The sequence below is a fragment of the Mesorhizobium sp. M1A.F.Ca.IN.020.03.2.1 genome, from assembly GCF_004023205.1.
GTDB lineage: Bacteria > Pseudomonadota > Alphaproteobacteria > Rhizobiales > Rhizobiaceae > Mesorhizobium.
The window spans coordinates 1-23,902 of the sequence record NZ_RZSV01000026.1; the positions used below are offsets into that span (position 1 = coordinate 1).

Consider the following 23,902-nt stretch of genomic DNA (forward strand, 5'->3'; position numbering starts at 1 on the left):
GAATCTTTGCCCGTCGAAGTGAAATTGCGCCGTCGAGAATTCCCGATGCTCTCTATCGACGGATCATCCAGACATCTTGATGCCGCGCAGAGCGCAGAATGTGAGCCTATTGCTCATAATGGACAACGCACACCAAACAAAGCACCTCATCTTGTCCAGCGGAAAGATTTACAAGTCAAGGCGGAGCAGAACCGAACCGGACGAAAGGGCAAAGCTTGCGCGGCAAAAAAGCGAGCTTTGCGCTCACATTCAAGATCTGCCACTGGAGAGCTTGATCCGCTCAGGCTCCGCTGCGGACGGCGTGGAGGACTCCGCCGTTCCATGCTCCTCGCAAGTTCGGGGGGAGAAAACCGTTGCGCACAGTCCTGGAATTGCTGTTCTTCGTTGGTCGCAATTCCGGACGGAAAACCGCTTCGCACTTTTCCTGGAATTGCTGTTCTTCCTTGGTCGCAATTCCGGACGGAAAACCGCTTCGCACTTCCTGGAATTGCTCTCAGGCCAAATGTGAGTATCCTGCTTATATTCTCGGGAGGCAGGTTGGGGATGTCTACTCGCATTGCAAAGCCAGCCCCGCGCATGCGCAAGGAGCCGCGCCAGGCGCGCTCGGTCGCCACCGTCGAGGCGATAATCGAAGCAGGTGCCCGCGTTCTAAGCGAGATCGGCTGGGCGGGCTTCAGCACCAACAAGGTGGCCGAGACCGCGGGCGTGAGCATCGGGTCGCTCTATCAATATTTCCCCGACAAGCTTGCGCTGGTCGACGCCATCCGACGCCGCCACTTCGACCATGTGCTGTCCGTCATTCGCGAAGCCGCGGCCGAGGAGAAGCCGCTCAGGCAATTCGCGCGCGAGCTGGTGCGCGGCATGATCGCCGCGCACAGCATTCACCCGACGCTGCATCAGGTGCTGCTCGACGAGACGCCGGGCGACCGCGGCTCGCGCGCCGCGCATGCCTCGTTCCAAGCCCGCTATCTCGAGCACTATGCGGCGGCCGTCGCGCAATACCGCCGGCGCCTGAAGAATACCGAGACCGTGGCGCGCGTGCTCTCCTCAGCCGTCGAGGGCGTGATCCACAATGCGGCGCGCCGCAACATGCTCGATGCGCCGGAGCTGCAGAAGCAGCTCGGCGAGCTGATCTGCGCCTATCTGTCCGGCCAGGGCGCGCGAGCGTGACCAGCGCGATACCGACGCCGTCAGGGTCGATAGCCGAGGCAGATCGCGCCCAGCGCGACGACGGCACAGGCTCCGATACGGAGCGGCGTCAACTGCTCGCCGAGGAAGAAGCGGCCGATGAAGGCCGCGAAGACGACGCTGGTCTCGCGGATGGCGGTGATCGGCCCGGCCGGCCCCTGCGCGAAGGCGGCGACCACCGCGCCATAGGCCAGCAGCGCGAATAGGCCGCCGCTCAAGGCCTTGCGTGTTTCCGGCGCACGCAGGTCGACAATGAGCCTGCCGCGCAGGCCGACGAAAGCCGCCGGCAGCAGGGCACCGTAGATCAGCAGCACCCAGGCGGTGTAGGCGGCGCTGTCGCCGGCGACGCGCACGCCGATCGCGTCGACCGTCGCATAGGCCGCGATGATGACGCCGGTGGCCAACGCGTAGAGGATCGATGTCACTGAGGCCCTGCCCCGCCCGACTGACAGACCCATAATGCCGCAGGCGACCAGCGCGACGCCGATGAGTTCCGGCGCGGCGAGCCGCTGGCCGGCCAGCAGGAAGCCGCCGAGCGCCACCAGCAGCGGCACGCTGCCGCGCACGATCGGATAAACCTGCCCGAGCTCGCCATAGCGGTAGGCGGCAACCAGGAACACGCTGTAGCCGACCTGAAGGACGGCCGATAGCACGACATAGGGCCAGGCAGCCGCAGCCGGCAGCGGATGGAAGAGCGCCAGGACAATAGCAGCGGCAGTGCTCGAGAAGCTCATGACTGTGACCGTCCACAGCCTGTCGGCCCCGGTCCGTAGGAAGGCGTTCCAGCTGGCATGCAAAATGGCCGCGGACAGCGCGAGCCCAACGACCGTCGCGTTCATTGGGGGACCCGCGCTCCGGCGAGGATGGCGGAAGCCGCCTTGCGCGCATTGGCGATGGCGGCATCAGCCTCCCCCATCTGGGCCATCAGCGTCGCGCCTTCGATCAGCATCAGCAGCGCCGTGGCGACGCCCTCGGCCCGCTCCGACGGCATCTCTTCTTCCAGGATGGCGCGCAGGCGCGCCCGCAAACCCTTCTTCTGGCGGCTGGCTGCCTTGAACACCGGATGATCGGGATCGCCGAACTCGGCGAGCGCGTGCGCGAACAGGCAGCCGTGGAAATCCGGATCGCGAAACCAGCGTTCGTGCCAGTCCAGTATCGTGAAGATCTTCGCTTCCGCCGTGTCCGCCGACGCGGCCAGCCGGTCGAGCTGGCGTTCGAAACGCGCCGCGCGGTGCTCCAGCACCGCGACGATCAGATCGTCCTTCGCCGGGAAGTGGCGGTACATCGTCATCTTGGCGATGTCGGCCTCGGCGATAATGCGATCGATGCCGGTGGCGTGGAAGCCGTCGCGCTTGAACAGCGAATACGCGCTGTCGACGACATGCTGGCGTTTGGCGGAAGGCGATGAGGGCATCATGTCGCCGCGTGATGAGACAGGTCTGTCTCTTTTAAGGCGACAGTTCGACAGTTGTCAATCGGCAGCCATTAGCCGATTTGCCTTCCGGCGATGGCCGGCAAGCTCACAATATTCGCGATGGGACTGATGCCGTCGACGGGCCGAACGGAGTGGGGTGCGACCTGAAGCCCGCAGACCGGGGAATGGATCGGCGGCTTCTTATCGAAGCACGCGGCAGCGGCCGTTATAAACCATCCAGCGGTCGAAGCCGGAGACGCAGAACTCGACATTGTCGCCGATCGAGGCGAAGCCCTGGCCTTCCTCGATCAGGTAGAAGATCGAGCGGTCGCGGCCGTCCGACAGGCTGACGGTGGCGCGGCAATAGTGCCGGCCGATCGGCCATCTCTCGCTCGACGGCAGATAACGATGCAGGCGGATGTTATGGAAATCGGTGATCGCGACATCCGGCAGGTGCGGCACATGATGAACCTGATAGCTGAAGCGATCGGTGATCTTGCTCAGCACCCAGGCCTCGCCGCAGACGCTGCCGTCATCCTCGGTTGAAACGGCAAGGTCGGCGGCCTGCGCTGCCTGGGTGAAACCAAGCGACGTGCCAAGCGGCGTCAGAAGCGAAATCAGCGCGGCAAGGGCGGAATGGGCGAAGCGAGTCATGACAGCCTCTCAAGGTCGGTTGCGCGCACTGTGCGGATTCGCCCGGCGGCGGTCAAGCGGTTGTGAAGACAATGGTTTCCCAAATCATCGTTCCAGATGCGGTCCGGCTGTCAGGCCGTTCCCGCCACCAGCAGTCCGCCGATGACGGCCAGGTTGATCAGGAAGGCTTTGCGCAGCACCTGCCGCTCCGGCTCTTCGGACTCCCAGAAGCGCAGCAGCGCGACGTTCGTCGCCAGCGTGAACAGGACAAGCGCGCCGGCGGCGAAAGGCACGGCACGGCCGAGCGCGAGCATCAGGCCGGCGACGACCTCGAGCGCTGAGCCGGCTGCCAGCATGACAGCGGGAGCCGGAAACTTCCGGCTCGCCAGATAGTCGCACATCGCCTTGAATTTCAGGAAGTGCTCGATGCCGGCGAAGACGAACACGCCGCCGATGAGAAGCGCGCCTATCGCCTGAACGGTATCGATCGACATGTCGACCTCCTGCCAGGCTTCCGGGTCAATCCTTCGGGATGAAAGCGGGGTTGTAGACGACTTCCCAGAGATGATCGTCGGGATCCTGGAAATAGCCGGCATAGCCGCCCCAGAAGGTCTTTTGCGCCGGCTTGGCGACGCGCGCGCCGGCCTTGACGGCCTCGGCCATCGCAGCGTCGACCTCGGCCGCGCTCGACACGTTGTGGCCGATGGTGAACTCGGTCGGACTGCGGCTGCTCTGCGGCACGGTGGCGTCGAGGGCGATGCTCGCGCGCTCGAAGATCGCGAATTTCAAGCCGCCGGCAAGCTCGAAGAAGGCGACGGCGCCGTGCTCGAACTCGCGGCCGATGATGCCTTCGGTCGGCAGGCCCAGGCCGTCGCGATAGAATTTGAGCGACGCCTCCAGATCGTCGACGCCAAGGGTAAAGACGGTGATGCGAGCTTTCATTTCTCTCACTCCCTTCTATATTCGTCACCACATCCGCGACCGGATGCGGCGCGGTGAAGGCGCTGGACGCGCCAAGAGGCTGCATCCGTTTTGCCACGGCGGAAGCGACCCGCATTGAAGATTTCGGCCAAAAATGGCCGAAGCGGACCCGCCAGAGCACGCCGAAGCAGATCGGAGAAGATATGGAAGCGGTCCTGGCGCAGACCACCGGCTTCTTTCGGGAACGGCCCGCCCCGGGAGGCCTGGCCGGCGCCTTCTCCGCCGTCTGGGTGCATCGCATGGCGAAGCAGGACGTCCCCCCAATCGTCGTCACGCCGGACGCGACGATCGATCTGCAATGGATCGAAGGTCGCTTCCGCGTGGCCGGACCGGACAAGGAGCCGCAGATCGAGCGCCTTTCCCCCGGGTCGGTGATCATCGGCTTCCGCTTCCGGCCGGGCGCGGCCGCCGGGTGGCTCGGCGTGCCGGCCGGCGAAATCGTCGGCGGGCGGCTGAGCCTCCAGGACTTATGGGGTACGCGTGCCCGCGAACTGTCGGATCGCGTCAAGGCCGCGCCCGACCTCGCCGGCATGGTGCGGCAGTTGGAAAATGAAGTCGGCGCGCATACAGAGGGGCGCGATGCGCTCGATGCGCTGATGGGCAGGGCCTTCGACCTCATTGATGAAGGCCTGTCGCCGGAGACGCCGCTGGTTCCCTGTCTGCTCAACCGCCTCAACATGAGCGAGCGGACGCTGCGCCGGCGTTTCGAGGACGCTTTCGGCTATGGTCCGAAGACGCTCGACCGCATCCTGCGCTTCCACCGCTTCCGGCGCCTGCAGCGACGGCATAGCGATGGCTCGACCGCGCTGCTCGCCATCGAGGCCGGCTATGCCGACCAGGCGCATCTGATCCGCGAAACCCGGCGGCTGACCGGCGTGACACCCTCGGCGCTGGCGTAGCTCAATCTTCGGCTGGTCCCGGTCTCACTCACCGGCCAGCCATTCGATCGTCCAGCGCGACGGCTGTTCGACGGCAAGCGCTCCATGCAAGGCCGGCAGCATCACCCGCAATTCGGCCTCCAGCGTGAAGGGCGGGTTCACCACCACAAGGCCGCTGCCGTCGAGGCTCGGTTCGCTCGAGGCAGGCCGGATCTCGAAGCCGATGTCGAGCAGTTTTGGAATGCCTGTCTCCTTCAGCGCGGCGCGGAAGGCGGCGACCGCCTTGCGATCCTTGATCGGATACCAGAGCGCGTAGATGCCGCCCGGCCAGCGCCGGTGCGCTCGGCGCAGGTTCTCGACGAGACGCTGGAACTCGCCCTCCTCCTCGAAGGGCGGATCGACAAGCACGAGCCCGCGCTTTTCCTTCGGCGGCAGATGCGAGCCGAGCGCCATCCAGCCATCGAGCTCGATCACCCTGGTCTGGAAGTCGCCGGCGAAGACGGCTTTGAGCCGCGCAGCGTCCTCGGAATGCAACTCGATCGCCGTAAGCCGATCCTGCTTGCGCAGGAGATGGCGCACGATCAGCGGTGAGCCGGGATAGCGGCGGAGACCGCAGTCGGGATTTTCCAAGCGCACCGCTTCCAGATAGGGCTGAAGCAGCGCGGCCGTCCGAGGCTCGAGCGCGGCCTCGGACACCCGGCCGATGCCGCCCTGCCATTCACCCGTCTTGCCGGCCTCCACCGACGCGAGATCGTAGCGGCCGATGCCGGCGTGAGTGTCGATAACGCGAAAGGCCTTGTCCTTCTGCTTCAGATACTCGACCAGCCGGCTGAGCACCGCGTGCTTGACGACATCGGCGAAATTGCCGGCGTGGTAGGCGTGGCGATAATTCATGCCGCCTTCACCTTTGCGAACCGCCGCGGCCCCAGCGCGGCGGCGGGGGCTGCGAGTTGGGATTCTGCGGCGGCTTGTTGCCGCGCCCAAAGACCAGCGAAAGCACCAGTCCAGCCAAGCCGACTCCCATCAGCGTGTAACCAGCCGGCTGCGCGCGTTCGTCGACCGAGCCGGTGCCCGCACGCAAGATCAGGTCGACGGCGCGCATGTCGATCCCGTCCGCATCGCCCGGACCGACAGTGAAGACGTAAGCGCCCGGCGTGACCGTCTCTATCACACCGGCCTCGTCGCGAAAGATCTTGTCGGGCAGCTGCGGGCTCACCTGCCGTGGATTGTCGGTGTGGTTGAAGGAGAGCGTCGAGGCGAGCGCCGTGCGGCCGCCGCTTGCCGCGGTCAGCGTCAGCACCGTGTGCTGCTGCGAGGCGACGCGCTCGGCACGCGCGGTGAGGTCGACCAGCACGCGAACAGGCGCGTCGCGCGCAGCGAGCCGTACGGTCGCCGGCCGGAAGCGGCCGCCCTCGTAGACGCGCCAGGTGCCGATCGCATGGCCGGAGAAATTGCTCACCGCCCAGGGATAAAAGACCCCGATGGCAGCCCCGGCGATGAGGACAAGAACCGAGAGGAAGCGCATTGAAAGCCCTGGTTAGAGTTTCTTGCGGGCGCGATCGCCACTTTTGGCGGCCTCGTCCCGGGCAGCGTCGCGTATCCGCTCCATCTCGTCCAGAAACATCTCCAGGCCAAGCTCGAAAGTCTTGTCGAAACCGCTTGTGCCAAAATAAGCTGCGGCCGCCACGACACTGGGATAGTCGCGCTGCAATTCTTCGTCGCTGACCGTGGTGACCGCCGACGGCCCCTTGGCGTAGCCGGCGGTCTCGTCGAGGATCGCGCCCATCAGATAATAACCGGCGGCGCGGAACAGACGGGCGCTGAGCTCAGGTCCGAAGCCGCCATCCTCGAACAGGCCGATGATGGCGTTCAACTTGGCGAGGCAGGGCGGCGAGTTCATGCGATAGACGACGATGAACGGCGCGAAGGCCGGATGCTCCGTCGCCACACGCCGGAATTCCTGCATACCGATGCGCGCCCGCTCACGCCAAGGAAGGCTGTCATCGGGGATCACGAGCCCGCTCATCTGGCGATCGACCAGCGCCTCGTAGAGATGCGCCTGCGAGGGAAAGTGATGGTAGATGCTCATCGCCTCGCAGCCGAGCCTGGCGGCGAGCTTGCGCATCGAGAAGCCGGAGAGCCCTTCCCGCTCGATTACCTCAAAGGCCGCGTCCTCGATCATCTCGCGGGACAATTTTCCGCGGGTTCGGATTTTCTTGCTCGGTGAGTCCATGGCGCCGCTTGACAACTTACACTGTAAGGTTCATGTTCAAATCACCTTACACCGTAAGGCTAACAAAAACCAGAGGAGAACACCATGCCTGTCATTCGCATCATCTCAAGCGCGCATTCCTGCCTTCGTTCCGCCTCGCTGCTCGCCGCTATCGCGTTCACCGCGGCCTTGACCGTGCCTGCCGGCGCCGACGACTATGACGCCGCCATCAAGGACATCCAGTCGACCATCGGGGGCGTACCCGGCTTCATGAAGCAGTTCCCGAAAGCCGGTCTGCCCGGCGCGTGGGCCGAGGTCAAGGCCATCGAGCTCAGCGACAAGACGGCGCTGCCGCCGAAGGTGAAGTCGCTGATCTCGCTGGCGGTCGCGGCGCAAATCCCCTGCAATTATTGTGTCTGGTCGGACACCGAGAACGCCAAACGCGCCGGCGCCACCGACGAGGAGATCCAGGAGGCAGTCGCCTTGGCCGCCTTGACCCGCCACTGGAGCACCATCTTCAACGGCATGCAGGTCGACTTCGCCCAGTTCAAGAAGGAGATGGGCGGAGAATAGGGAGGGGCTATGAGGAGTAGAAACAGGAATGCACGGCGTCCAGCCGTCCAAACTGCGCTGCTCCTTGTGCTCCCTTTTTGATGCATCTCAGAGTGGTGGCGATGCCGGGAGGCCATCTCGGCGTGCCGGACAGCACGGCTGCGGAGCCGTCGTCACCACGGCCGCCTAGCGCCGATCAATTCGGAAAGCGCGTTTCGCAGACAGGGCCTGCGGGCTCGCCAGATCTACCTGTTGGCGAGCTAAGATATACTTGCGCAATTCTCTAGCCCGAAAGACCGGCCGCAAGAAATGCCAGAGCCCGAGAGACGGCGCCAGACGCGTTCCTTGTTCTTCACCTTGAAGCCTCCGCCCTAACGCTCGACGAGTTTTGCGAAGACCGCGGCACGCGGTGTTTACCGCGGGAAAGCCGGACGGAACCGCCCCTTTTATGACGCAAAAGGCGCGCCTGCCTACGCCTACAGTTAACCAACAGCAAAAGAGTAACGTTAACGAATCCCTAAATTAGTTGACTATGCGGCGCACAGGTATATCTTTCTATACGTTGGGTGTGCAATTTGGGCGAGCAGTCCGCGGTGGTGGCAACCATGTTCGTGGATCGCGACTTAGGGGCAAAGGGACGCTGAGCGGCAGCACATAAGCCGTACGGCAACGACCCCGCTTACTCAGACAAAACACACGTTTCTGGCGACTCCGCGTATGCGGAGGGATCGCCATGATTTCACCTGGTCGGGCAACGCTGTTGCCCCGGCCCGGAACGATGATGCGTGGGTGTGTGCGAGTATGAGGTCGCCATGGGTAGGGTCATCAAGGTTCTGAAGCTGGACACCAAGCCGGGACGGAGGCGTGCCGATCAAGGACGCGCGCTGGTCGCCGGCGGAGCAGGATTTCTGGGTTCTCATCTGTGCCAAAGGCTGCTTGCCGATGGATATGAAGTCATCGCGCTGGACAATTTCCACACGGGCAAGCGCTACAACCTGTCAGCGATAGCGCGTGACGCGACTTTCACCTGCATCAGGCACGACATCGTCGAGGAACTGCCGACGGACCTGGCTGTCGACGAGATCTACAATCTCGCCTGCCCGGCTTCTCCGCCGCATTACCAGGCCGATCCGATCCACACCTTCAAGACCAGCGTGCTCGGCTCGATCAACCTTCTGGAGCTCGCGCGGCGACACAACGCCAAGATCTTCCAAGCCTCGACTTCGGAGGTCTATGGCGATCCGCTGGTGCATCCGCAACCCGAAGGTTACTTCGGCAATGTCAACACGCACGGTCCGCGCTCCTGCTACGACGAGGGCAAGCGCTCGGCCGAGACGCTGTTCTTCGATTACTCACGGACATACGGCATCGATGTCCGCGTCGCGCGCATCTTCAACACCTATGGCCCTCGCATGCGGCCCGACGACGGCCGCGTGGTGTCGAACTTCATCGTCCAGGCGCTGCGCGGCGACGACATCACCGTCTACGGCAGCGGCGCGCAGACGCGCTCCTTCTGCTTCGTCGACGACCTGATCGAAGGCTTCGTGCGCCTGATGAACGCCGGCGTGGCCCCCCAGCACCCGGTCAATCTCGGCAACCCCGTCGAGTTCACCGTCATGGAATTGGCCGAGCTGGTCATCGACTATACGAATTCACGCTCGCGCATCGTGCACCGGCCGCTGCCGGTCGACGACCCCAGGCAGCGCAAGCCCGATATCTCGTTTGCCAGGCAGCATCTCGGCTGGGAGCCGAAGGTTGCGCTGAGCGAAGGCCTCGCCCACACCACTGCCTATTTCGACGCCGTCCTGGGCGGACGCCGGTTCATCGCCCCGCGCAGGGTCCAGGCATCAACCGCCAGGGAGGCAACGGCATGATGACCCGCCGCCCCGTTCTGGTGACGGGTGGCGCCGGCTTCATCGGCAGCCATGCCTGCAAGCTGCTGTCGGCGGCGGGCTACTTGCCGGTGGTCTACGACAATTTGAGCCGCGGCAACGAGAAAGCCGTCGCCTGGGGGCCGCTGGTCGTCGGCGACATCCGCGACCGCGAAGCGTTGCGGCGGGCGATCGAGACTCACAGACCACAGGCGATCATCCATTTCGCCGCCCTTGCCTATGTCGGCGAGTCGGTCAGCGCGCCGGCGGATTACTATGCGACCAATGTCGGCGGCACCATCGCCGTACTGGACGCCGCCCGGGCAAGCGGCATCGACAAGGTGATCTTTTCCTCGAGCTGCGCGACCTATGGCGTGCCGGAAGCATTGCCGGTGAGCGAGGCCTCGCCGCAGAAGCCGATCAGCCCCTATGGCCGCAGCAAGCTGATGGGCGAAGAAATCATCAGGGACTATGCCGCTGCCTATGGAACGAGATACGCGATCCTTCGCTACTTCAACGCCTGCGGCGCCGATCCCGAAGGCGAGCTTGGCGAGTGGCATACACCCGAAACCCACCTCATTCCGAGGGTGCTGATGGCGGCGTCCGGCATGATCGAGGCGATCGAGGTCTTCGGCGCCGATTACGAGACGGCGGACGGCACATGCGTGCGCGACTACATCCACGTCAGCGACCTCGCGCGCGCGCATCTCATGGCATTGATGCATCTCGAGGCCGGCGGCGACAGCCTGTCCGTCAATCTCGGCGCCGGCCGAGGCATCTCGATAAAGGAGATCCTCGAGGCCGTCGGCCGCGTCACCGGCCGGACGGTCCCGGTCGCCTATAAACCGCGCCGGCCCGGCGACCCGGCCGGGCTGTTCGCCGATCCCAGCCTAGCACAAGAGCAATTGGGCTTTGTGGCGGAACTTTCCGATCTAGACACCATCGTCAGGACGGCAGCGCCCTTCTTCGGGCTCCGACTGGCCCTGAAGCCGAAGGTTTTCAAAGCGTCCGCCGGCGTCTCGCGCGCGAAGCGCGCGCCGCGCGGCATGAACGCCGCGGAAAAACGCCAGCCTGCACGGCTGGCAGTCGTCCCTGTGAGTACTGTGTCGGGGCGTGGGCTCGCTGAGCTGGGTTGACGGCTTGTCTCAGCGAGCCTCTTAGATTTGATACGCCGGGACAATTCCGAGCGGAAACTGCTAGAGCAATTCCAGGACGTGTGCAGCGGTTTTCCGTCCGGAAATTGCGTGAGCAAAGAGATAGAGCGGGTCGGCGTTTCCGTGAAACGGCCAGCCGCTCTAGGCATTTTTCTGGACGTGCGCCAGCAGCGACTAACTCTTGGGATCGACCAACTTGCGGGCCTTTTCGAAATCGACGCTCCTGGTATCGCCCGCCTGAATTTTCTTGAACTCGTCGGCCGAATTGTCCGAAGCGTGCCTGAAGCTGTACCACCGGCCATCCGGATCCCTCCGTTGCTGGACGGTCCCGTTCAGGACGCGATGGCTGAAACAGGTGCGGATGGGCTGTGCCGCATAGGCCGTGGACCGCCAGAGGAGCTCCATGCACATCTTGCCATCATTGCTGAGATGCCATGTACCTTCGGCGAAGGACGTTGAACCAGGCTTGGACGTCCAGGCACGCATGCGCCTGTCCTGGGCGAAATAGGCGGCTCCGTCCTCCCAGTTCCAGGTGCGGTCGGCATAGAACAACTGCAACTCAAATGCCGTCGGCGTGGTGCCTGCTTGTGCCGTTGCCGGAGACCCAGCGCCGGCTGCGTGAGCAACGCCGGACAGCGCCACTCCACCGCAGAAGAGCAGAAGCATCAGGTCCGCGCGCCGCGCAGAACGACGGCACCTCACGCTCCGCGCTGGTCTGGACGGCAATATTTTTCGAACTGCAGGAATGATGAGCGATAACATTTCGACGACGCCTTTCGATCTGGCGTCACTACCCAGATTGGGTATTCGATCCCAATGCGCAGCTACCGCCCCCACGTGATATTAACTGCCGCTCGAGGAATGGTGTCAACCTTCCCGTCGCAGCGAGCCAAGATCGCCCGCGGACGGTGATTGCGGCCGCGCCAAAGCTTGTGGATGGGCAAGCCGCTGGTTTATAGGATCGGCCGCTTATGATGGAGCAGAAACGTTGAACGGGCCGGCGACCACGGAAGGGCTCGGAATCTTGGCGCCTCGCCAGGCCATTGAAAACCGGCAAGGGAGCCGGCGGCCTGGAGCGGTCCCCTTCCGTGCGCCCGATTTCGAAATCGAAGCAATTACCCGGAATGCGGCGGTCGGCGCCATTCGGAGAACTGGTTGAAAAGAGCATTCTCGATAATCGTCACCCTGGCGCTGCTGGCATGGCTTGCCGCAGACTCGCGCTGGAAGATGGTGGGCGACGCCTTCGCCAGCATCACGCCCAGCGCCTTCACTGCGGTGACGCTGGCGCTGTTCGTCACTTATGTGCTGCGCGCGCTGCGGGTCTGCGACGAGTTCCGCGACGAGGTGAACGGCCGCTTCGGCGCCTGCCTGCGCGTCATCCTGATTCACAACGCCATGATCAACGTGGTGCCGTTCCGCGGCGGCGAGACCGCCTTCCCGCTGCTGTTGCGGCAGGTGTTCGGCATCTCGATCGTGCGCGCCGGCGCTTCGCTCCTGTGGTTCAGGCTGCAGGACGCCTTCGTCGTCGGCGTGCTCGCGTGCCTGGTGTGGCCCGGTCTTCACCCGGCCCTCAGGGCCGCGGGCATCGCGGCGCTGATTGCCGCCGCCTGGTATCTGCCGCGCTGGGCGCGCGCGCCGCATGACTGGGCCGGGCGCGGCAGCATCGTGTCGAAGCTCGGCAAGCTGCGCGATATCTTCACCGAGGCCACGGGGCGCTCCCGCTACGGCTGGTGGTGGACGGTCGCCAACTGGACGCTGAAGCTTGCCGTGCAGGGATGGCTGCTCGCCATGCTGCTCGGCACCTCCTTCCAGACTGCCTTTCCCGGCGCCGTCGGCGCCGAGGCCGCCGCCATCCTGCCGGTGCAGGGTGTCGCCGGTTTCGGTACCTACGAGGCGGGCGCGGCAGCGGCGCTGCTTTATTCCGGCATCGCCATGAAGGACGGGCTGCAGGCGGCGCTGGCGCTGCATCTGTTCATCCTCTGCTCGGCCGTTGCCACCGGTGCGATCGCCTGGCTGTTTCCCTCGAAATCGACGCTGCCGGAGACGCCGGCTACGGGACCCGCAAGGAAATGACCGCCATGGACATGCTTCCCATTCCTCAGTCGGGGCTGCCTGCCGGTGCCGTCATGCCCGAGCACCAGCTTTCCATCGTCATCCCGATGTATAACGAGGCCGACAACGTCGAGCCGCTGATCGTGCGTATCCACCAGGCGATGGAGAACTACAGCCAGCCCTGGGAAGTGGTGCTGGTGGACGACGGCAGCACCGACGCCACGCCGAATGAAATTCGCCGCCTGGCGGCCGAATACGGTGCGCATGTGCACGCTGTGGAGCTGGTGCGCAACTTCAAGCAGACGGCGGCCATGCAGGCCGGCCTCGACGCTGCCCGCGGCGATGTCATAGCGACGCTCGACGGCGACCTGCAGAACGATCCGTTCGACATACCGCGCATGGTCTATCGACTGCTGACCGAGGACCTCGACCTCGTCGCCGGCTGGCGCAAGAACCGTCAGGAGGGTTTCTGGATGCGCCGGCTGCCGTCACGCATCGCCAACTCGCTGATCGCGCGCGTCACCGGGGTTCGGCTGAAGGACTATGGCTGCAGCCTCAAAGTGTTCCGCGGCAGCGTCATCCGCAGCGTCAGGCTCTATGGCGAAATGCACCGCTTCATCCCGGCCTGGCTGGCGACTGTGACGACGCCGCGCCGCATCGCCCAGGAGGTGGTGACGCATCACGCCCGCATCCACGGCCAGTCGAAATACGGCATCTCGCGCACCTTCCGCGTGGTGCTCGACCTGGTCTTCATGTTCTTCTTCATGCGCTACCGCACCAGGCCCGGCCATTTCTTCGGCGGCATCGGCATCGTGTTCGGCGTGCTCGGCTCGCTGATCCTTGCCTACCTGTTCAGCTTGAAGGTGTTTTTCGGACAGGACATTGGAACGCGCCCGATGCTGTTCACCGGCTTCTTCCTGGTCATCGCCGGCCTGCAGATGGTAACGTCGGGCGTGCTCGCCGAGATGCTGTCGCGCGTCTATCTCGAGGCCAATGTTTCGCTCGCCTATGTGGCGCGCCCGCAGCCCGCGCCTGGCGAAGGCGATGGCTGGCGTTGGCCGAGCCCGCCGGCGCAAGCCAAGAAAGCCCCGAGACGGAAATGATCCCGCCCCTGCCCTCATCCGAGGTCCGCGCATGACCATCCTTGTGACCGGAGCCGCCGGCTTCATCGGCAGCCATGTCTGCGAGCGCCTGCTCGCCCGCGGCGACGCCGTTGTCGGCGTCGACAGCATGAACGCCTACTACGACCCGGCATTGAAGGCGGCACGGCTCGCCAGGCTTTCCGGCCGGCACGGATTTTCGTTCCAGCAACTCGACATAGCCGAGTCGGGCGCGCTGGCGGCGAACCTCAAGGGAACGCTGCTGAGCGGCATCGTGCATCTCGGCGCCCAGGCGGGCGTGCGCTATTCGCTCGAAAATCCGCGCGCCTATATCCACGCCAACATCGCCGGCCACCTGGAGGTGCTGGAGCTCTGCCGTGCATCGCCCGAGATCAAGCATCTGGTCTATGCCTCGTCGAGCTCGGTCTATGGCGGCAACACCAAGGTGCCGTTCGTGGAAAGCGACCGCGTCGACAATCCGGTGTCGATCTACGCGGCGACCAAGAAGGCGGACGAGCTGATCAGCTCGACCTATTCGCATCTCTTTGGGCTGCCGCAGACGGGCCTGCGCTTCTTCACCGTCTATGGCCCCTGGGGACGACCGGACATGGCGGCCTGGATCTTCACCGAGGCGATGCTCTCCGGCAAGCCGATCCGCGTCTTCAACCATGGCGAGATGTGGCGCGATTTCACCTATGTCGACGACGTTGTCGAGGGCGTGATTGCGGTTCTCGACAAGCCGCCGGCGGCCGGCCGCGAGCGCCACCGCATCTACAACATCGGCAACAGCCAGCCGGTGCATCTCGGCCGCTTCATCGAGACGCTGGAAGGGCTGCTCGGCGTGAAGGCCATCCGTGAGGATCTGCCCATGCAGCCCGGCGATGTCGAGAAGACCTTTGCCGACACCAGCGCGCTAGAGCGCGACATCGGCTTCAAGCCGAAAGTGCCGATCGAGGAAGGACTGGCGAAATTCGTCGACTGGTACCGGCGGGAATGGCGGCCGGAGGGCAAGCTGTAAAGCGAAGCGCTGCCGCCGATGCCCTGCCCTACATGCATCCTTCGATAAACGGACCGCTGACCCATAGCGAGCCGTTGGTATACATGGCGGTTCCGCTGTCGTCGGTGTAGCCATGGGATTGCTCGTCCACGTGCAGCTTGCTCTTGGGCACAAGCTGCCCGTTCACTTTTATGCTCTTGATGAAAAGGTTGCGATCGCCGGGCCGGCCGTCTCCGGCCCACTCGTCGTTGACATAACGAATTTCGATCGTCTTTGGATTGGGCACGCCGCTAAGGTCGATGTGGAACGGTTGCGCCTCGACGGCCGCCTCCGTCAGTTCCGCCACGCGCTGCTCGCCTGTCGAGGCCTTGCTCTCCTTGCCCTGGACGGCGATCTCGCCAAGGCGCTTGCCGTCGGCGAAGACGTCGAAGCGAGGCTGACCCTGGTAGTCGGTGCCGGCCGCGTCGATCTCCAAGCTTGTGGCTGTGCAGTGCCCCGCGTCTCCGGCCGCGTTGGCGACAAGTGTGGCTATGCGCCGCTTTTGCGATTGCACCCAGCCGGCAATCGGCTGCAGCAGCGCCGTTCGATCGCTCAAGCCTTCTTCGAATAGGTTCGTCTTTTCGCCGGGATCGGCCTTAAGGTCGTATTCCTCGACCTTGCCGGTGGTAGCGTTGAAAATCACCTTTCGATCATTATCGCGATAACCGAGCAAGGAGCCGGCCCACGGATTGAAGAAGAAGGTCCTGTTTGGCCGTTGCTCGCTGAACAGGCTGCGGCCCTGCCACTGCTCGGGCAATGGCAGTCCCAGTATGTCCATGATCGTCGGAGCGATGTCGACGATGCCGCCGACCGGATGAGCGACTTCGTCATGGAAAAGGTGCTTGTTGATCATTATCAGCGGAATGTGGACGTTCTCGTCGTAGATTGCGGTGGCATGGACGTAGTCGCCATGTTCTCCGAACGCCTCGCCATGATCGCCAAGGACGACAACCAGCGTCGAATCGAGCTTGCCGGACTGCTTCAGTGAATCGAGGATTTCACCGAACGCTGCGTCGCCGACCTTCAGGGCGTTGAGATAGGCATTGAATTTTTCGTCATCGACGTAGTGCACCGGCCCGATGTCTTTAGCGGAAGGCACCATCTTCGAGAACATCGGGCTGCCGGTGATGTACGGATAATGCGTCATCGCCGTGAACATGATGCCGAAGAAGGGCTTCTGCGGATCCTTCTTCATCCAGTCGATGATCGTTTGGGCCGTGCAGAGGTCACTGTTGTAGTCCATGTTCTTCCACTGCTCGGTACTGAGCTTGAAGGTCGGGGTGGCGCATTTCTGCCCCCGATAGTCCTGGATGACGTCCAGTCCCTTGTTGAGCAGGAACTCGTCCACACGCTGGAAACGGGAATCGGCGCTCCAGAAGAACCCGGTGCGAAAATTGTGCTTGGACAGGGTGTTGGAGATCGTCTCCAGCGGCAGGTACGGATATTTGGCAGTCATCCCGTAGAATGAGATGTCGTTGTACATCGAGGTCAGCAGCGAGAAGATCGAATAGTGCGTGGAAGGAGCATGCGCATAGATCTTGTCGAACCGAATGGAATCTCCGGCATAGCTCTTTATGTTCGGCGTGATCGGATACTGGCCGCCAAAGGTCTCGATGTATTTCGACGGCACCGACTCCATCATGAAAATCAGCACGTTCTTGATCGGATTTGGCGTCGGCGCCTTGAAGCTTGAGGTTTCCGCCGGACGCTCCCCGACGCTGGCGACATCGGGATCATCGCCGCCGGCGCTCATCGCAAAAGTCACCGGCGTCGAACTGAACCACGCCGACTGAACGAAATACACGATAGGATTGTCGACCTTGGATGCTGGCAGCGACTGAGCGCGCACATGATAGCCGCTGCCGACCAGGGCCGCGCCAACGCACAGAACCAAAGCGATGAGAAACCTCTTGCGGCCTGCGGAACTCAGCCGCTGGCACAAACTGCCCGCGGCGTAGCCGAGGGCCAGCACCAGAACGATGGACCCGAAAAGGATCGCGGCATCCCTCACGTTGAGGGCATCGCCCATCGCGCTCTTGGCGTCGGCATTCTGCAGGAAGTCGCCATAGACCAGCCACTGGAAGGTGAAAGGCTCACCCAGCATCTTGACGAGATTGATGTTGGCAAATCCCCAGCCGAGCGACACCAGGACCACGAGATAGAAAAGGGAGGCGACGGCCGCGGATGCGAGCCGGCTTGACTTTGTAAGGAAGAGCAGGATCAGCGTTGCCGCCGTCACCGATGTGATGAGTATCAGGTCGTAATAGCTTGCCGCCAATCCCATGGGAATGGACGCCAGGCCTCCCTGAAATGTCGTTTGCGGATCGACGATTACGGCCCGGTAGATGCCCAGCAGAAGCCATAACCACAGGCTGGTGCAAATGACGCGCAAGGACGTCCGCGTGAAGCGAAGTTCCTGCGTCAATGCAGGTTTCGTCCTCGATCCCGTCTGGCCGCCCTCGGACCGGCTCGCCGAGCCCATACCGCCGCCGATACTCATGAGATTGCCCACCGCCAGTTTGTGCTCCGGCCAGAAACCACGGCCGGCAGCTTTCAAACCTCGTGCGCAAAATCGGTTCGCGGCAGGAAAGAGTCAACAAAATCAAGTGTGCGTTAACGACGTCTCTTCAGAACTGGTTAACCGCAAACATTGAAAGACGATGGGCTTGCCAAAGCGCCGATCAGCATGGAAGCGGCCAACTTGCGGCAGCGAAGAAGGCTGAGACCGTGTTGCGGGCCGGCCCGGCTTCATTCCGACGTCAGCCGAACGCGTACAGATCGTCCGTCGAGACTGCCCTGAAATAGGTCACGAATTCCCAGTAATTCTCGATGCGGTCGACGAAAGGCCGCTGCGGCGGCTTCAGGATCTCGGTCTCGAAGTGGTCCAGTCGCTGGGAACCGCCGAGATAGGCAATGATTGCATTGCCAACCAGTGGATCGCCGATGTCGCTATAGTGGATCGGGAAATACGGCTGTCGGGTCTCGAACAGCACCGATCTGATCTTTGCGCGAAACAGATTCAGCTCGCGCAGAAACGCGTTGAAACGTTCTATGTCGAAATGCACCTTCTTTCTGGGGCTGTCGGCTGCGAACCGGTCGGTGGCATGGACTGTCCATACTCCGGATGCTTCCGCTTCGAGCAACGAGACGAAGGACGCGATCGGATTCCTGACAAGCCAGAGCTTCTTGACGCTTTCATCTTCCAGCACGGGGAGTATGGCCGCGCGCGTCTGGTCGGGAAATATATGAAAACCGATGAAGCGAGCCGACTGATCGTCGAAGATGCGCGCGATGAACTGCTCCGGCTCGACATCTCGCAAATCGACCCGATCGCGCGGCAGATCGATTTTCTCGTGATAGTCATGGCGCAAGCCGACGAAGCTCGGATTGAAGATTTCGCCGTGCAGCACCATTCCGTCATACTGGTTGAGATGGCGATTGAGCGCTTGAGAACCGGTTCGTGGCGAAGCGATCAGCACGAACTTCTGACAAGACTGCATTCACGCCACACCCGTTGGAGTTTGCCCGAACATACACAAACGACCTCTCCGTTCAAATGTGAGCGGCCGCTTGAAACGGCAACGGCAGGCGCCCTGAAGCACCCGCCGTCGTCGGTGTCCCAGCACTTGCTGCGGGGTTCAACCGCCGCGCAGGCGCGTTGGGCTGAGGCTCGCAATGGTCGAACGCTGTTCGGCGGGACAAGTCGGCAGGAACCGGCTCGCATCCGCATAGGTCATGGTGGTGACGGAGTTCTTCAGGCCGCCGCGCTTGGCGATCCAGCCGCGAACCCAGCCAGGGTAGTTCTTCATCATGAAGTCGGCCGCGACCTGGTTGCCGCGCACCCCGGCGCCATACGGCAGGTGGAAGCCGAACGATGCGTTGCGCGTGACGCAGACCTTGCTCTTGGGCATCGCCAGGTAAAGCGTGCAGGCCGAATCGCACGCACCGTTGAAGCGCACGAAACCGCCGCTGCGGCGCATCTTCAGCATGCGGATGGCATAGTCGATTACATAGCCGCCGCGGTCGCCGCTGATCGTCTTGACGTAGCCCTTGCCGAGATTCATGCGCGGACGCAGCAATTGGTCTGCCGAGCTCGTCGAGATCATCGCGCCCGTCAAGGCGAGCGCAGCGAGAAACTTCAATATCGTTTTCATTCGCGCCTCCTGCTATGCCGTGAACGGTTAGCCGGGACGCGTAAAGATTGGTTATGCCGTGTCGATAAACTTGTAACAATCGCTTGATTGCACAGTCTTTTTAGGGGCCGCTTGATTGCATTGGTTTATCAACGGCGCAGAAGGATGATCACTGAAAAGTAAATCCGGCATGGTCAAAGACCAGAGAAGCGTGGAAGCCTTGCCGGTCGATTTGGGTCAGAGGAACGTTCAATGACCGCTGCAAGCAAGCCGAAGCCGGAAGGCGGTCGTCGCCGCATCTGCGTGGTCACGCCTGCGATCCGGCGCGACGCCGATAAAGACGATGCCTCGGCGCCCGGCGAACTTGCCAGGCTCTTCGCCGAAGACGGAGACGACGTCACGCTGCTGTGGGTTGCCGGCCGGGACGTGCCATCCACGGACGAGGTCGCGGCCCGCCGGGCGGAGTTCGGGGCCGCCTCGGTCAAACTGGAGGTTCTCGACCGGTCCGACCAGCTGCTTCCCTCGCTGGCGACGCCCGAAAGCCGCTCCGCTGCGCTGCTGCATTATCTCGAGCGGTGCAGTTACGATCTGGTCTACGCGCCGCTGGAGGGTGGCCTGCCCTACTTCACCCTGCTCGCGGCTGAGACCGATGCCTTCGCCACGCCGCCGATCGTCCTCCTTGCCCGCGCTCCGCAAGAATGGGCGCATGAAGCCGACAAAACATTCATGGGCAGCACCGAGGCGATCGCCACGGCCTACATGGAAAAGTACTGCGCCGAGATGGCCGACAGGACGGTCTGTGCATCCGCCGCCCTGCGCCAATGGATGCTGTCGAGAGGCTGGAAGGTGCGCAAGGCGACGGTGCTGCCGCCACCGCTTCGGGCCGTCCGGACCGAAGCGCCGCAGCCACCCATCGCGAGCAAGGCGCGTGAGCTTGCCGCCCTGGCCGGATCGCGCTTTCGTGACGGGCTGACGCTGCTCTGCGACGCGCTCGACATCCTCGCGCAATCGGCGCCCGAAGGGCTGACCCTCACCGCGTTCGGTCCATTCGGCAAGATCATGGGCGAGCACAGCGGCGGACTGCTTCTGCGGCGCGCCGAACGTTGGCCGTTCCGGCTCAAGCTGTTGCCGCGCGCGACCCTCGAGGAGAGGCTCGACTACCTCGCACGCAGCGGCGCCTTGGCCGTTGTCCCCAGCCTTGCCGCATCGACCGGCGAGGCCGTTGGCGCATGCACCGCGGCAGGGCTGCCCTTCGTTGCAACCAATGCCGGCGCGAATGCCGAAGCCTGGAAGGCTCAAGCCGGCCAGCCGCCGCTGGTCGAGCCCGACGCGGCGCAATTGGCGGCCGCCATGCTGGCGGCGCTCGAGAAGCCGCCCCGGCCACGGCGGATCGATATGACGGGCCCCTGCCGCAAGGCATGGCTGGATACACGCAATGTGCCCGCTGCCCGGAAGCGCGTTCGCAAGCGGCCCCAACCGGCGCCCCTGGTTTCGGTGGTTATGGCGCATCGCAACCGGCCGCTCTATCTCAAACAAGCCATCGAAGCGGTCGAGGCGCAAACCTACGGCAATCTTGAACTGGTGCTGGTCGACGACGGAAGCGATCTGGAAGAAGCCAGGCAATTGCTGGATACGTTGGAACCAGGCTTCCGTAAGCGCGGATGGAGGATCCTGCGCCGGCCGCACAAGCATCTTGGCGCCGCCCGCAATGCCGGCGTGCGCGCCGCGCGCGGCGAACTGATCCTGTTCGTGGACGACGACAATGCGCTTTTTCCGGAAGCCGTCGAGCATTTCGTCCGTGGCATGGCGGCATCGGGCGCGGACATCTGCACGGCCTTCCAATTGCTCTTCTATGAGGATTTCGTGCCCGAGGACCGGGCCGACGGCCTGATCCAGTATCTGCCGCTTGGCGGCCCCGACGCGCTGGGCCTGATCCACAACGTCTATGGCGACGCCAATGCGATGGTGCGCCGGTCGGTTTTCTCGCAGATCGGATTTTGGCTTGAGGATCCCACCTATGCCATGCACGACTGGGAGTTCTTCGCGCGGGCCTCACTCGCTGGGCTCAAGCTCAGGCCCATTCCAAAGCCGCTCTACTGGTACCGGTCGAAACCGGACGGCATGTTCCGCACGTCGAATTGGTACGACAACCGCTTGCCTGTCCTGGAGGCGTTGCGGACGCTGCGATCCGATGACACCCGGCTGCTCCACCAAATGGCCATCGCGCAGAACACGGCGCGTTCCGAAGTCGACAGCGCGCGCGAGAACCTGAAATATACGCCTGCCGATCGCAAATATCTGGCTCTCAGCGACCTCGAGCCGAACGGCGAGGCAGCGATCGAGACGCTCGCCGGCATCGCCGCTTCGGTCGGCCGCCACGATACTGCCACCGCCTTGCTTGGAGACGGTCTCGCCAGGCCGCAGCCAGACGCATCAGGCAGAGCCGAGGCGGCCAGCGCTTCAGGCGCGCTCGCTTACGACGTGCTGAGGAGCGCAAGGCTGCTTACGCCGCGCACTGCAGCGCTGCCGTTGTTGCTGGTGGCGCCCGACGGCGGCGGCGTGTTCCTGCGCCCGCATGCGGAGGGTGCGGTCGCAGCATCGATCGATCATCAATTCCCGCCCTTCTTTCGCAGAATAGAGGCCGCCATCGAACTCGCCCATGCCGAGGCTCCGGCAATCGCGTTCGGCCTGGCGCTCGCCCGCCCGGACCGGCCTATAGACTGGCAGCAGGATGTCGGCGCGCAGACAATCGGCTTTTCCGGCTGGATGACGGTCCGCGACAGATTCGTGCGCCACGCCTTGGCGGCGACGGTCAATGTCAGGCGCAAGATGCCGCTTTCGATCGTGCTCGCGGTGCGCTTCGTGGAAGGACCGAACGGTGCTCCGAGCAACGCCTTCTTTCGGACGCTGACGGTGTTCAGCGACTAAAGCAGGACGTTCGAAATCTGAACTCGACATGCTGCCGGTTCGCCTGTTTTTCGGCGCCGCATTTCTGCGGCCACGACGCGATTCAGCCCCGTCGGCGAGAAATAGCCTTCACAGGCCCAAGCAGCCGCTCAAAGTTAACCATCTCTCAAGCCGATTTCTTCCGATATGGTTGACAAATTGCTAACAAATCAATAGTATCAACAGCCTATGGGGTATGTAGTGGCAAGGGTGGGCGTAATGCGTAAGATACAGTCGCTACTTCTGGGCGGACTCAGTCTGCTCGGGTTGAGCGTCGCGTTTTCGAATGCGGCGCAAGCGCAAATCGAAGTTGCTCCAATCAAGGAAGCCGAGCTCGCCTGCGAGCAGGCCCTCAAGATCGGCACCATCGAGGCGCTAGAGGACTACCTGCATCGTTATCCGAATGCGCCAACGGCCTGCAAAGCGCTTGCTTTGAACAGCTTGTCGCAGTTTGCCGGGGGCGGTGGGAACGGCAATGGCGGGGATGGCGGCGGCCGCTACGGCGGATAATTGCCGGCGGCATTTCGCCAATAGATCGTCAGATCAGCTGGCCGCGGTTTCCTGTAACCGCGGCCAGCCCGTCGCGACGAATTCGGCGTAGCGATCCGAGGTTTTCATCCAGCCGAGTTCCACGAGCTGGGCTGTGTCGCCGCGATAGCGCACGGACCGGTCGTTGCGAAGCGAGAGCTTCGGATTGCGCTCCAAGGCCTCCATATAGGCGGCGCGCTCTTCGAGCGTCTTTTCTTTCAGTTGCGCATTCTCGCCTAGCGAGGATGCCGATTTCTGCTGGAAGCCCCAAACAAATTTGAAGTGCAGCAGCGCGACGCGGAGTTCGCTGAACCGCACCTTGCTGATGGTGTGCTGCGCCGCGTGATAATGTGTGTCCCTGCTCCACCGCACGATCGGCACCTTGGTCAGGCACGGTGGAAAGGTCTGCTTGAAGCGGCCGCGCCAGAAAACGCGCTCGCGCACCCCGCCGAACATTTGCTCGGGAGGATAAAGTCCATCCCGCGCGCGCAGCCATCCCGGCTCCGGATCGAAATAGGAGGATGCGTGCACCAAAGGGATGCTGCCGTCGTAGCTGCACTCCGCCAACGGTCCGTCCGCGTACATGTCGATCATGGATCCGATCACAGCTTCGGCGCCGGTCGACTCGAGATAATTGAAAAGCCGGCGCAGGCTCACGCGCTCGAGATCGGGATAGACAAGAAGCTCGTCGGCATCGACGGACAGACACCAGTGGCCGGAACCGAACACGCGCATCAATGTGTTGATCCATCGCGGCGGGGTGATGTTCTCGGCGAAATGCGACCCCTCCGTGTGGAAACAATGGCTGTCCGGCTGCTCCAGGACTAGTTCTCGCGTCCCGTCCGTCGAGCCGTTGTCCAGGAAGAAGAACCGGTCGACTCCGAGCCTTCGATAATGTTCGAGAAGATGCGGCAGCAACGTCCTCTCGTTGCGCAGTGCAACGAAGCACAGAATCTCGTCCTTGCGCACGTCAAGCGGCCTATGGTCCAGCCGCTCAAGGTGTTTTGGAGGTCGATGGGCAAGCATGCGAACGCCAATCAATACGGTTTGCGCGAGGAGCCTGGACAGGCTTGCGATGATTATCCCGGTCAGACGATTATCAAAGTGTTATCCACCTGTTGGCAAGACTGCTGCGGCTGAGGATCGAGGGGGACCGATTGAAGGTTGGTTCGAAGACGGGCGCAATCTCTACGCCTAAGCGGCAGTCAAGCCACAAACCCCGCA

The 23,902-nt window shown here is 63.1% G+C and carries 23 protein-coding genes; 10 read left to right on the plus strand and 13 right to left on the minus strand.

The window, feature by feature from the left end:
* Positions 1 to 576 precede the first annotated feature (576 nt).
* The gene (locus EOA79_RS06860) at positions 577 to 1,170 is read left to right on the plus strand and encodes a TetR/AcrR family transcriptional regulator (protein WP_067330364.1); all 594 of its coding nucleotides are present in this window, start codon (positions 577 to 579) and stop codon (positions 1,168 to 1,170) included.
* A gap of 20 nt (positions 1,171 to 1,190) precedes the next feature.
* Here EOA79_RS06860 and EOA79_RS06865 read toward each other — a convergent pair whose 3' ends face one another.
* The 5 genes from EOA79_RS06865 to EOA79_RS06885 all read right to left on the minus strand — a co-directional run bounded on the left by EOA79_RS06865 (position 1,191) and on the right by EOA79_RS06885 (position 4,177).
* Positions 1,191 to 2,027, minus strand: a complete 837-nt coding sequence (locus EOA79_RS06865) for a DMT family transporter (RefSeq protein ID WP_095823625.1) — start codon at positions 2,025 to 2,027, stop codon at positions 1,191 to 1,193.
* Positions 2,024 to 2,605: a TetR/AcrR family transcriptional regulator gene (locus EOA79_RS06870; RefSeq protein WP_095823626.1), complete on the minus strand. Its 582-nt coding sequence runs from the start codon at positions 2,603 to 2,605 to the stop codon at positions 2,024 to 2,026. Before EOA79_RS06870 ends, EOA79_RS06865 begins: the two co-directional genes overlap by 4 nt.
* A 198-nt stretch (positions 2,606 to 2,803) precedes the next feature.
* Positions 2,804 to 3,256, minus strand: a complete 453-nt coding sequence (locus tag EOA79_RS06875) for a hypothetical protein (RefSeq protein ID WP_095823627.1) — start codon at positions 3,254 to 3,256, stop codon at positions 2,804 to 2,806.
* A 110-nt stretch (positions 3,257 to 3,366) separates the two neighbouring features.
* The gene (locus EOA79_RS06880) at positions 3,367 to 3,729 is read right to left on the minus strand and encodes a DoxX family protein (protein ID WP_095823628.1); all 363 of its coding nucleotides are present in this window, start codon (positions 3,727 to 3,729) and stop codon (positions 3,367 to 3,369) included.
* A gap of 25 nt (positions 3,730 to 3,754) precedes the next feature.
* Positions 3,755 to 4,177, minus strand: a complete 423-nt coding sequence (locus EOA79_RS06885; protein ID WP_127217095.1) for a VOC family protein — start codon at positions 4,175 to 4,177, stop codon at positions 3,755 to 3,757.
* Positions 4,178 to 4,230: 53 nt separating this feature from the next.
* On the opposite strand from EOA79_RS06885, the gene EOA79_RS06890 reads away from it, so the two are divergent.
* A complete protein-coding gene (locus EOA79_RS06890) occupies positions 4,231 to 5,115 on the plus strand; it encodes a helix-turn-helix domain-containing protein (protein ID WP_245479171.1) in 885 nt (294 codons plus the stop codon).
* A 24-nt stretch (positions 5,116 to 5,139) separates the two neighbouring features.
* Here EOA79_RS06890 and EOA79_RS06895 read toward each other — a convergent pair whose 3' ends face one another.
* From EOA79_RS06895 to EOA79_RS06905, 3 genes are read right to left on the minus strand one after another with little or no spacing between them, the layout of a single operon-like run.
* Entirely contained in the window at positions 5,140 to 5,988 is an 849-nt protein-coding gene (locus EOA79_RS06895) for a 23S rRNA (adenine(2030)-N(6))-methyltransferase RlmJ (RefSeq protein WP_095823630.1), read from the minus strand.
* Positions 5,989 to 5,995: 7 nt separating this feature from the next.
* Positions 5,996 to 6,619 carry a hypothetical protein gene (locus EOA79_RS06900; RefSeq protein ID WP_095823631.1) on the minus strand — a complete coding sequence of 208 codons (624 nt, stop codon included), beginning with the start codon at positions 6,617 to 6,619 and terminating at the stop codon, positions 5,996 to 5,998.
* Between the two features lie 12 nt (positions 6,620 to 6,631).
* On the minus strand, positions 6,632 to 7,276 hold the full coding sequence (locus EOA79_RS06905) for a TetR/AcrR family transcriptional regulator (protein ID WP_245322283.1): 645 nt from the start codon (positions 7,274 to 7,276) through the stop codon (positions 6,632 to 6,634).
* A 135-nt stretch (positions 7,277 to 7,411) separates the two neighbouring features.
* Here EOA79_RS06905 and EOA79_RS06910 point away from each other — a divergent pair, with 135 nt between their 5' ends.
* The 3 genes from EOA79_RS06910 (at position 7,412) to galE (ending at position 10,865) form a co-directional block, all read left to right on the plus strand.
* Positions 7,412 to 7,879, plus strand: a complete 468-nt coding sequence (locus tag EOA79_RS06910) for a carboxymuconolactone decarboxylase family protein (protein WP_095823632.1) — start codon at positions 7,412 to 7,414, stop codon at positions 7,877 to 7,879.
* A gap of 791 nt (positions 7,880 to 8,670) precedes the next feature.
* Positions 8,671 to 9,732, plus strand: coding sequence for a UDP-glucuronic acid decarboxylase family protein (locus EOA79_RS06915; protein ID WP_095823633.1), 1,062 nt, complete (start codon positions 8,671 to 8,673; stop codon positions 9,730 to 9,732).
* Positions 9,732 to 10,865, plus strand: coding sequence for a UDP-glucose 4-epimerase GalE (gene galE, locus EOA79_RS06920; RefSeq protein ID WP_127335071.1), 1,134 nt, complete (start codon positions 9,732 to 9,734; stop codon positions 10,863 to 10,865). The genes EOA79_RS06915 and galE overlap by 1 nt, the downstream gene beginning before the upstream one ends.
* A 192-nt stretch (positions 10,866 to 11,057) precedes the next feature.
* Here the strand turns inward: galE and EOA79_RS06925 are convergent, their stop codons facing one another.
* Positions 11,058 to 11,525, minus strand: a complete 468-nt coding sequence (locus EOA79_RS06925; RefSeq protein WP_245479173.1) for a DUF995 domain-containing protein — start codon at positions 11,523 to 11,525, stop codon at positions 11,058 to 11,060.
* Between the two features lie 513 nt (positions 11,526 to 12,038).
* Between EOA79_RS06925 and EOA79_RS06930 the strand changes: the two genes are divergently transcribed.
* Genes EOA79_RS06930 through EOA79_RS06940 form a run of 3 tightly spaced genes read left to right on the plus strand, consistent with a single transcriptional unit; the run spans position 12,039 to position 15,053 of the window.
* A complete protein-coding gene (locus tag EOA79_RS06930; protein WP_127335064.1) occupies positions 12,039 to 12,956 on the plus strand; it encodes a lysylphosphatidylglycerol synthase domain-containing protein in 918 nt (305 codons plus the stop codon).
* A 5-nt stretch (positions 12,957 to 12,961) separates the two neighbouring features.
* Positions 12,962 to 14,038 (plus strand): glycosyltransferase family 2 protein, encoded by a 1,077-nt coding sequence (locus tag EOA79_RS06935; protein WP_066995901.1) that lies wholly within the window; start codon positions 12,962 to 12,964, stop codon positions 14,036 to 14,038.
* Positions 14,039 to 14,069: 31 nt separating this feature from the next.
* On the plus strand, positions 14,070 to 15,053 hold the full coding sequence (locus EOA79_RS06940) for an NAD-dependent epimerase/dehydratase family protein (protein ID WP_095800066.1): 984 nt from the start codon (positions 14,070 to 14,072) through the stop codon (positions 15,051 to 15,053).
* A gap of 28 nt (positions 15,054 to 15,081) precedes the next feature.
* Here EOA79_RS06940 and EOA79_RS06945 read toward each other — a convergent pair whose 3' ends face one another.
* The 3 genes from EOA79_RS06945 to EOA79_RS06955 all read right to left on the minus strand — a co-directional run bounded on the left by EOA79_RS06945 (position 15,082) and on the right by EOA79_RS06955 (position 19,225).
* Positions 15,082 to 17,496, minus strand: a complete 2,415-nt coding sequence (locus tag EOA79_RS06945) for a sulfatase-like hydrolase/transferase (protein WP_164748223.1) — start codon at positions 17,494 to 17,496, stop codon at positions 15,082 to 15,084.
* 334 nt (positions 17,497 to 17,830) lie between these two features.
* Positions 17,831 to 18,571, minus strand: a complete 741-nt coding sequence (locus EOA79_RS06950) for a sulfotransferase domain-containing protein (RefSeq protein ID WP_127335067.1) — start codon at positions 18,569 to 18,571, stop codon at positions 17,831 to 17,833.
* 138 nt (positions 18,572 to 18,709) lie between these two features.
* Positions 18,710 to 19,225 (minus strand): hypothetical protein, encoded by a 516-nt coding sequence (locus EOA79_RS06955; RefSeq protein WP_245307730.1) that lies wholly within the window; start codon positions 19,223 to 19,225, stop codon positions 18,710 to 18,712.
* 231 nt (positions 19,226 to 19,456) lie between these two features.
* Here EOA79_RS06955 and EOA79_RS06960 point away from each other — a divergent pair, with 231 nt between their 5' ends.
* Both EOA79_RS06960 and EOA79_RS06965 read left to right on the plus strand, forming a co-directional pair.
* Positions 19,457 to 22,132 (plus strand): DUF6212 domain-containing protein, encoded by a 2,676-nt coding sequence (locus EOA79_RS06960; RefSeq protein WP_095800067.1) that lies wholly within the window; start codon positions 19,457 to 19,459, stop codon positions 22,130 to 22,132.
* 237 nt (positions 22,133 to 22,369) lie between these two features.
* A complete protein-coding gene (locus EOA79_RS06965; RefSeq protein WP_127215833.1) occupies positions 22,370 to 22,660 on the plus strand; it encodes a hypothetical protein in 291 nt (96 codons plus the stop codon).
* Positions 22,661 to 22,693: 33 nt separating this feature from the next.
* Here EOA79_RS06965 and EOA79_RS06970 read toward each other — a convergent pair whose 3' ends face one another.
* Entirely contained in the window at positions 22,694 to 23,647 is a 954-nt protein-coding gene (locus EOA79_RS06970; RefSeq protein WP_164748224.1) for a glycosyltransferase family 2 protein, read from the minus strand.
* Positions 23,648 to 23,902: the final 255 nt, after the last annotated feature.

Coding starts and splice junctions, on each gene's coding strand:
- EOA79_RS06860 (WP_067330364.1), top strand. CDS start 577: ATGCGCAAGGAGCCGCGCCAGGCGCGCTCGGTCGCCACCGTCGAGGCG.
- EOA79_RS06865 (WP_095823625.1), bottom strand. CDS start 2,027: ATGAACGCGACGGTCGTTGGGCTCGCGCTGTCCGCGGCCATTTTGCAT.
- EOA79_RS06870 (WP_095823626.1), bottom strand. CDS start 2,605: ATGATGCCCTCATCGCCTTCCGCCAAACGCCAGCATGTCGTCGACAGC.
- EOA79_RS06875 (WP_095823627.1), bottom strand. CDS start 3,256: ATGACTCGCTTCGCCCATTCCGCCCTTGCCGCGCTGATTTCGCTTCTG.
- EOA79_RS06880 (WP_095823628.1), bottom strand. CDS start 3,729: ATGTCGATCGATACCGTTCAGGCGATAGGCGCGCTTCTCATCGGCGGC.
- EOA79_RS06885 (WP_127217095.1), bottom strand. CDS start 4,177: ATGAAAGCTCGCATCACCGTCTTTACCCTTGGCGTCGACGATCTGGAG.
- EOA79_RS06895 (WP_095823630.1), bottom strand. CDS start 5,988: ATGAATTATCGCCACGCCTACCACGCCGGCAATTTCGCCGATGTCGTC.
- EOA79_RS06900 (WP_095823631.1), bottom strand. CDS start 6,619: ATGCGCTTCCTCTCGGTTCTTGTCCTCATCGCCGGGGCTGCCATCGGG.
- EOA79_RS06905 (WP_245322283.1), bottom strand. CDS start 7,276: ATGATCGAGGACGCGGCCTTTGAGGTAATCGAGCGGGAAGGGCTCTCC.
- EOA79_RS06910 (WP_095823632.1), top strand. CDS start 7,412: ATGCCTGTCATTCGCATCATCTCAAGCGCGCATTCCTGCCTTCGTTCC.
- EOA79_RS06915 (WP_095823633.1), top strand. CDS start 8,671: ATGGGTAGGGTCATCAAGGTTCTGAAGCTGGACACCAAGCCGGGACGG.
- galE (WP_127335071.1), top strand. CDS start 9,732: ATGACCCGCCGCCCCGTTCTGGTGACGGGTGGCGCCGGCTTCATCGGC.
- EOA79_RS06935 (WP_066995901.1), top strand. CDS start 12,962: ATGGACATGCTTCCCATTCCTCAGTCGGGGCTGCCTGCCGGTGCCGTC.
- EOA79_RS06940 (WP_095800066.1), top strand. CDS start 14,070: ATGACCATCCTTGTGACCGGAGCCGCCGGCTTCATCGGCAGCCATGTC.
- EOA79_RS06950 (WP_127335067.1), bottom strand. CDS start 18,571: ATGCAGTCTTGTCAGAAGTTCGTGCTGATCGCTTCGCCACGAACCGGT.
- EOA79_RS06955 (WP_245307730.1), bottom strand. CDS start 19,225: ATGAAAACGATATTGAAGTTTCTCGCTGCGCTCGCCTTGACGGGCGCG.
- EOA79_RS06960 (WP_095800067.1), top strand. CDS start 19,457: ATGACCGCTGCAAGCAAGCCGAAGCCGGAAGGCGGTCGTCGCCGCATC.
- EOA79_RS06965 (WP_127215833.1), top strand. CDS start 22,370: ATGCGTAAGATACAGTCGCTACTTCTGGGCGGACTCAGTCTGCTCGGG.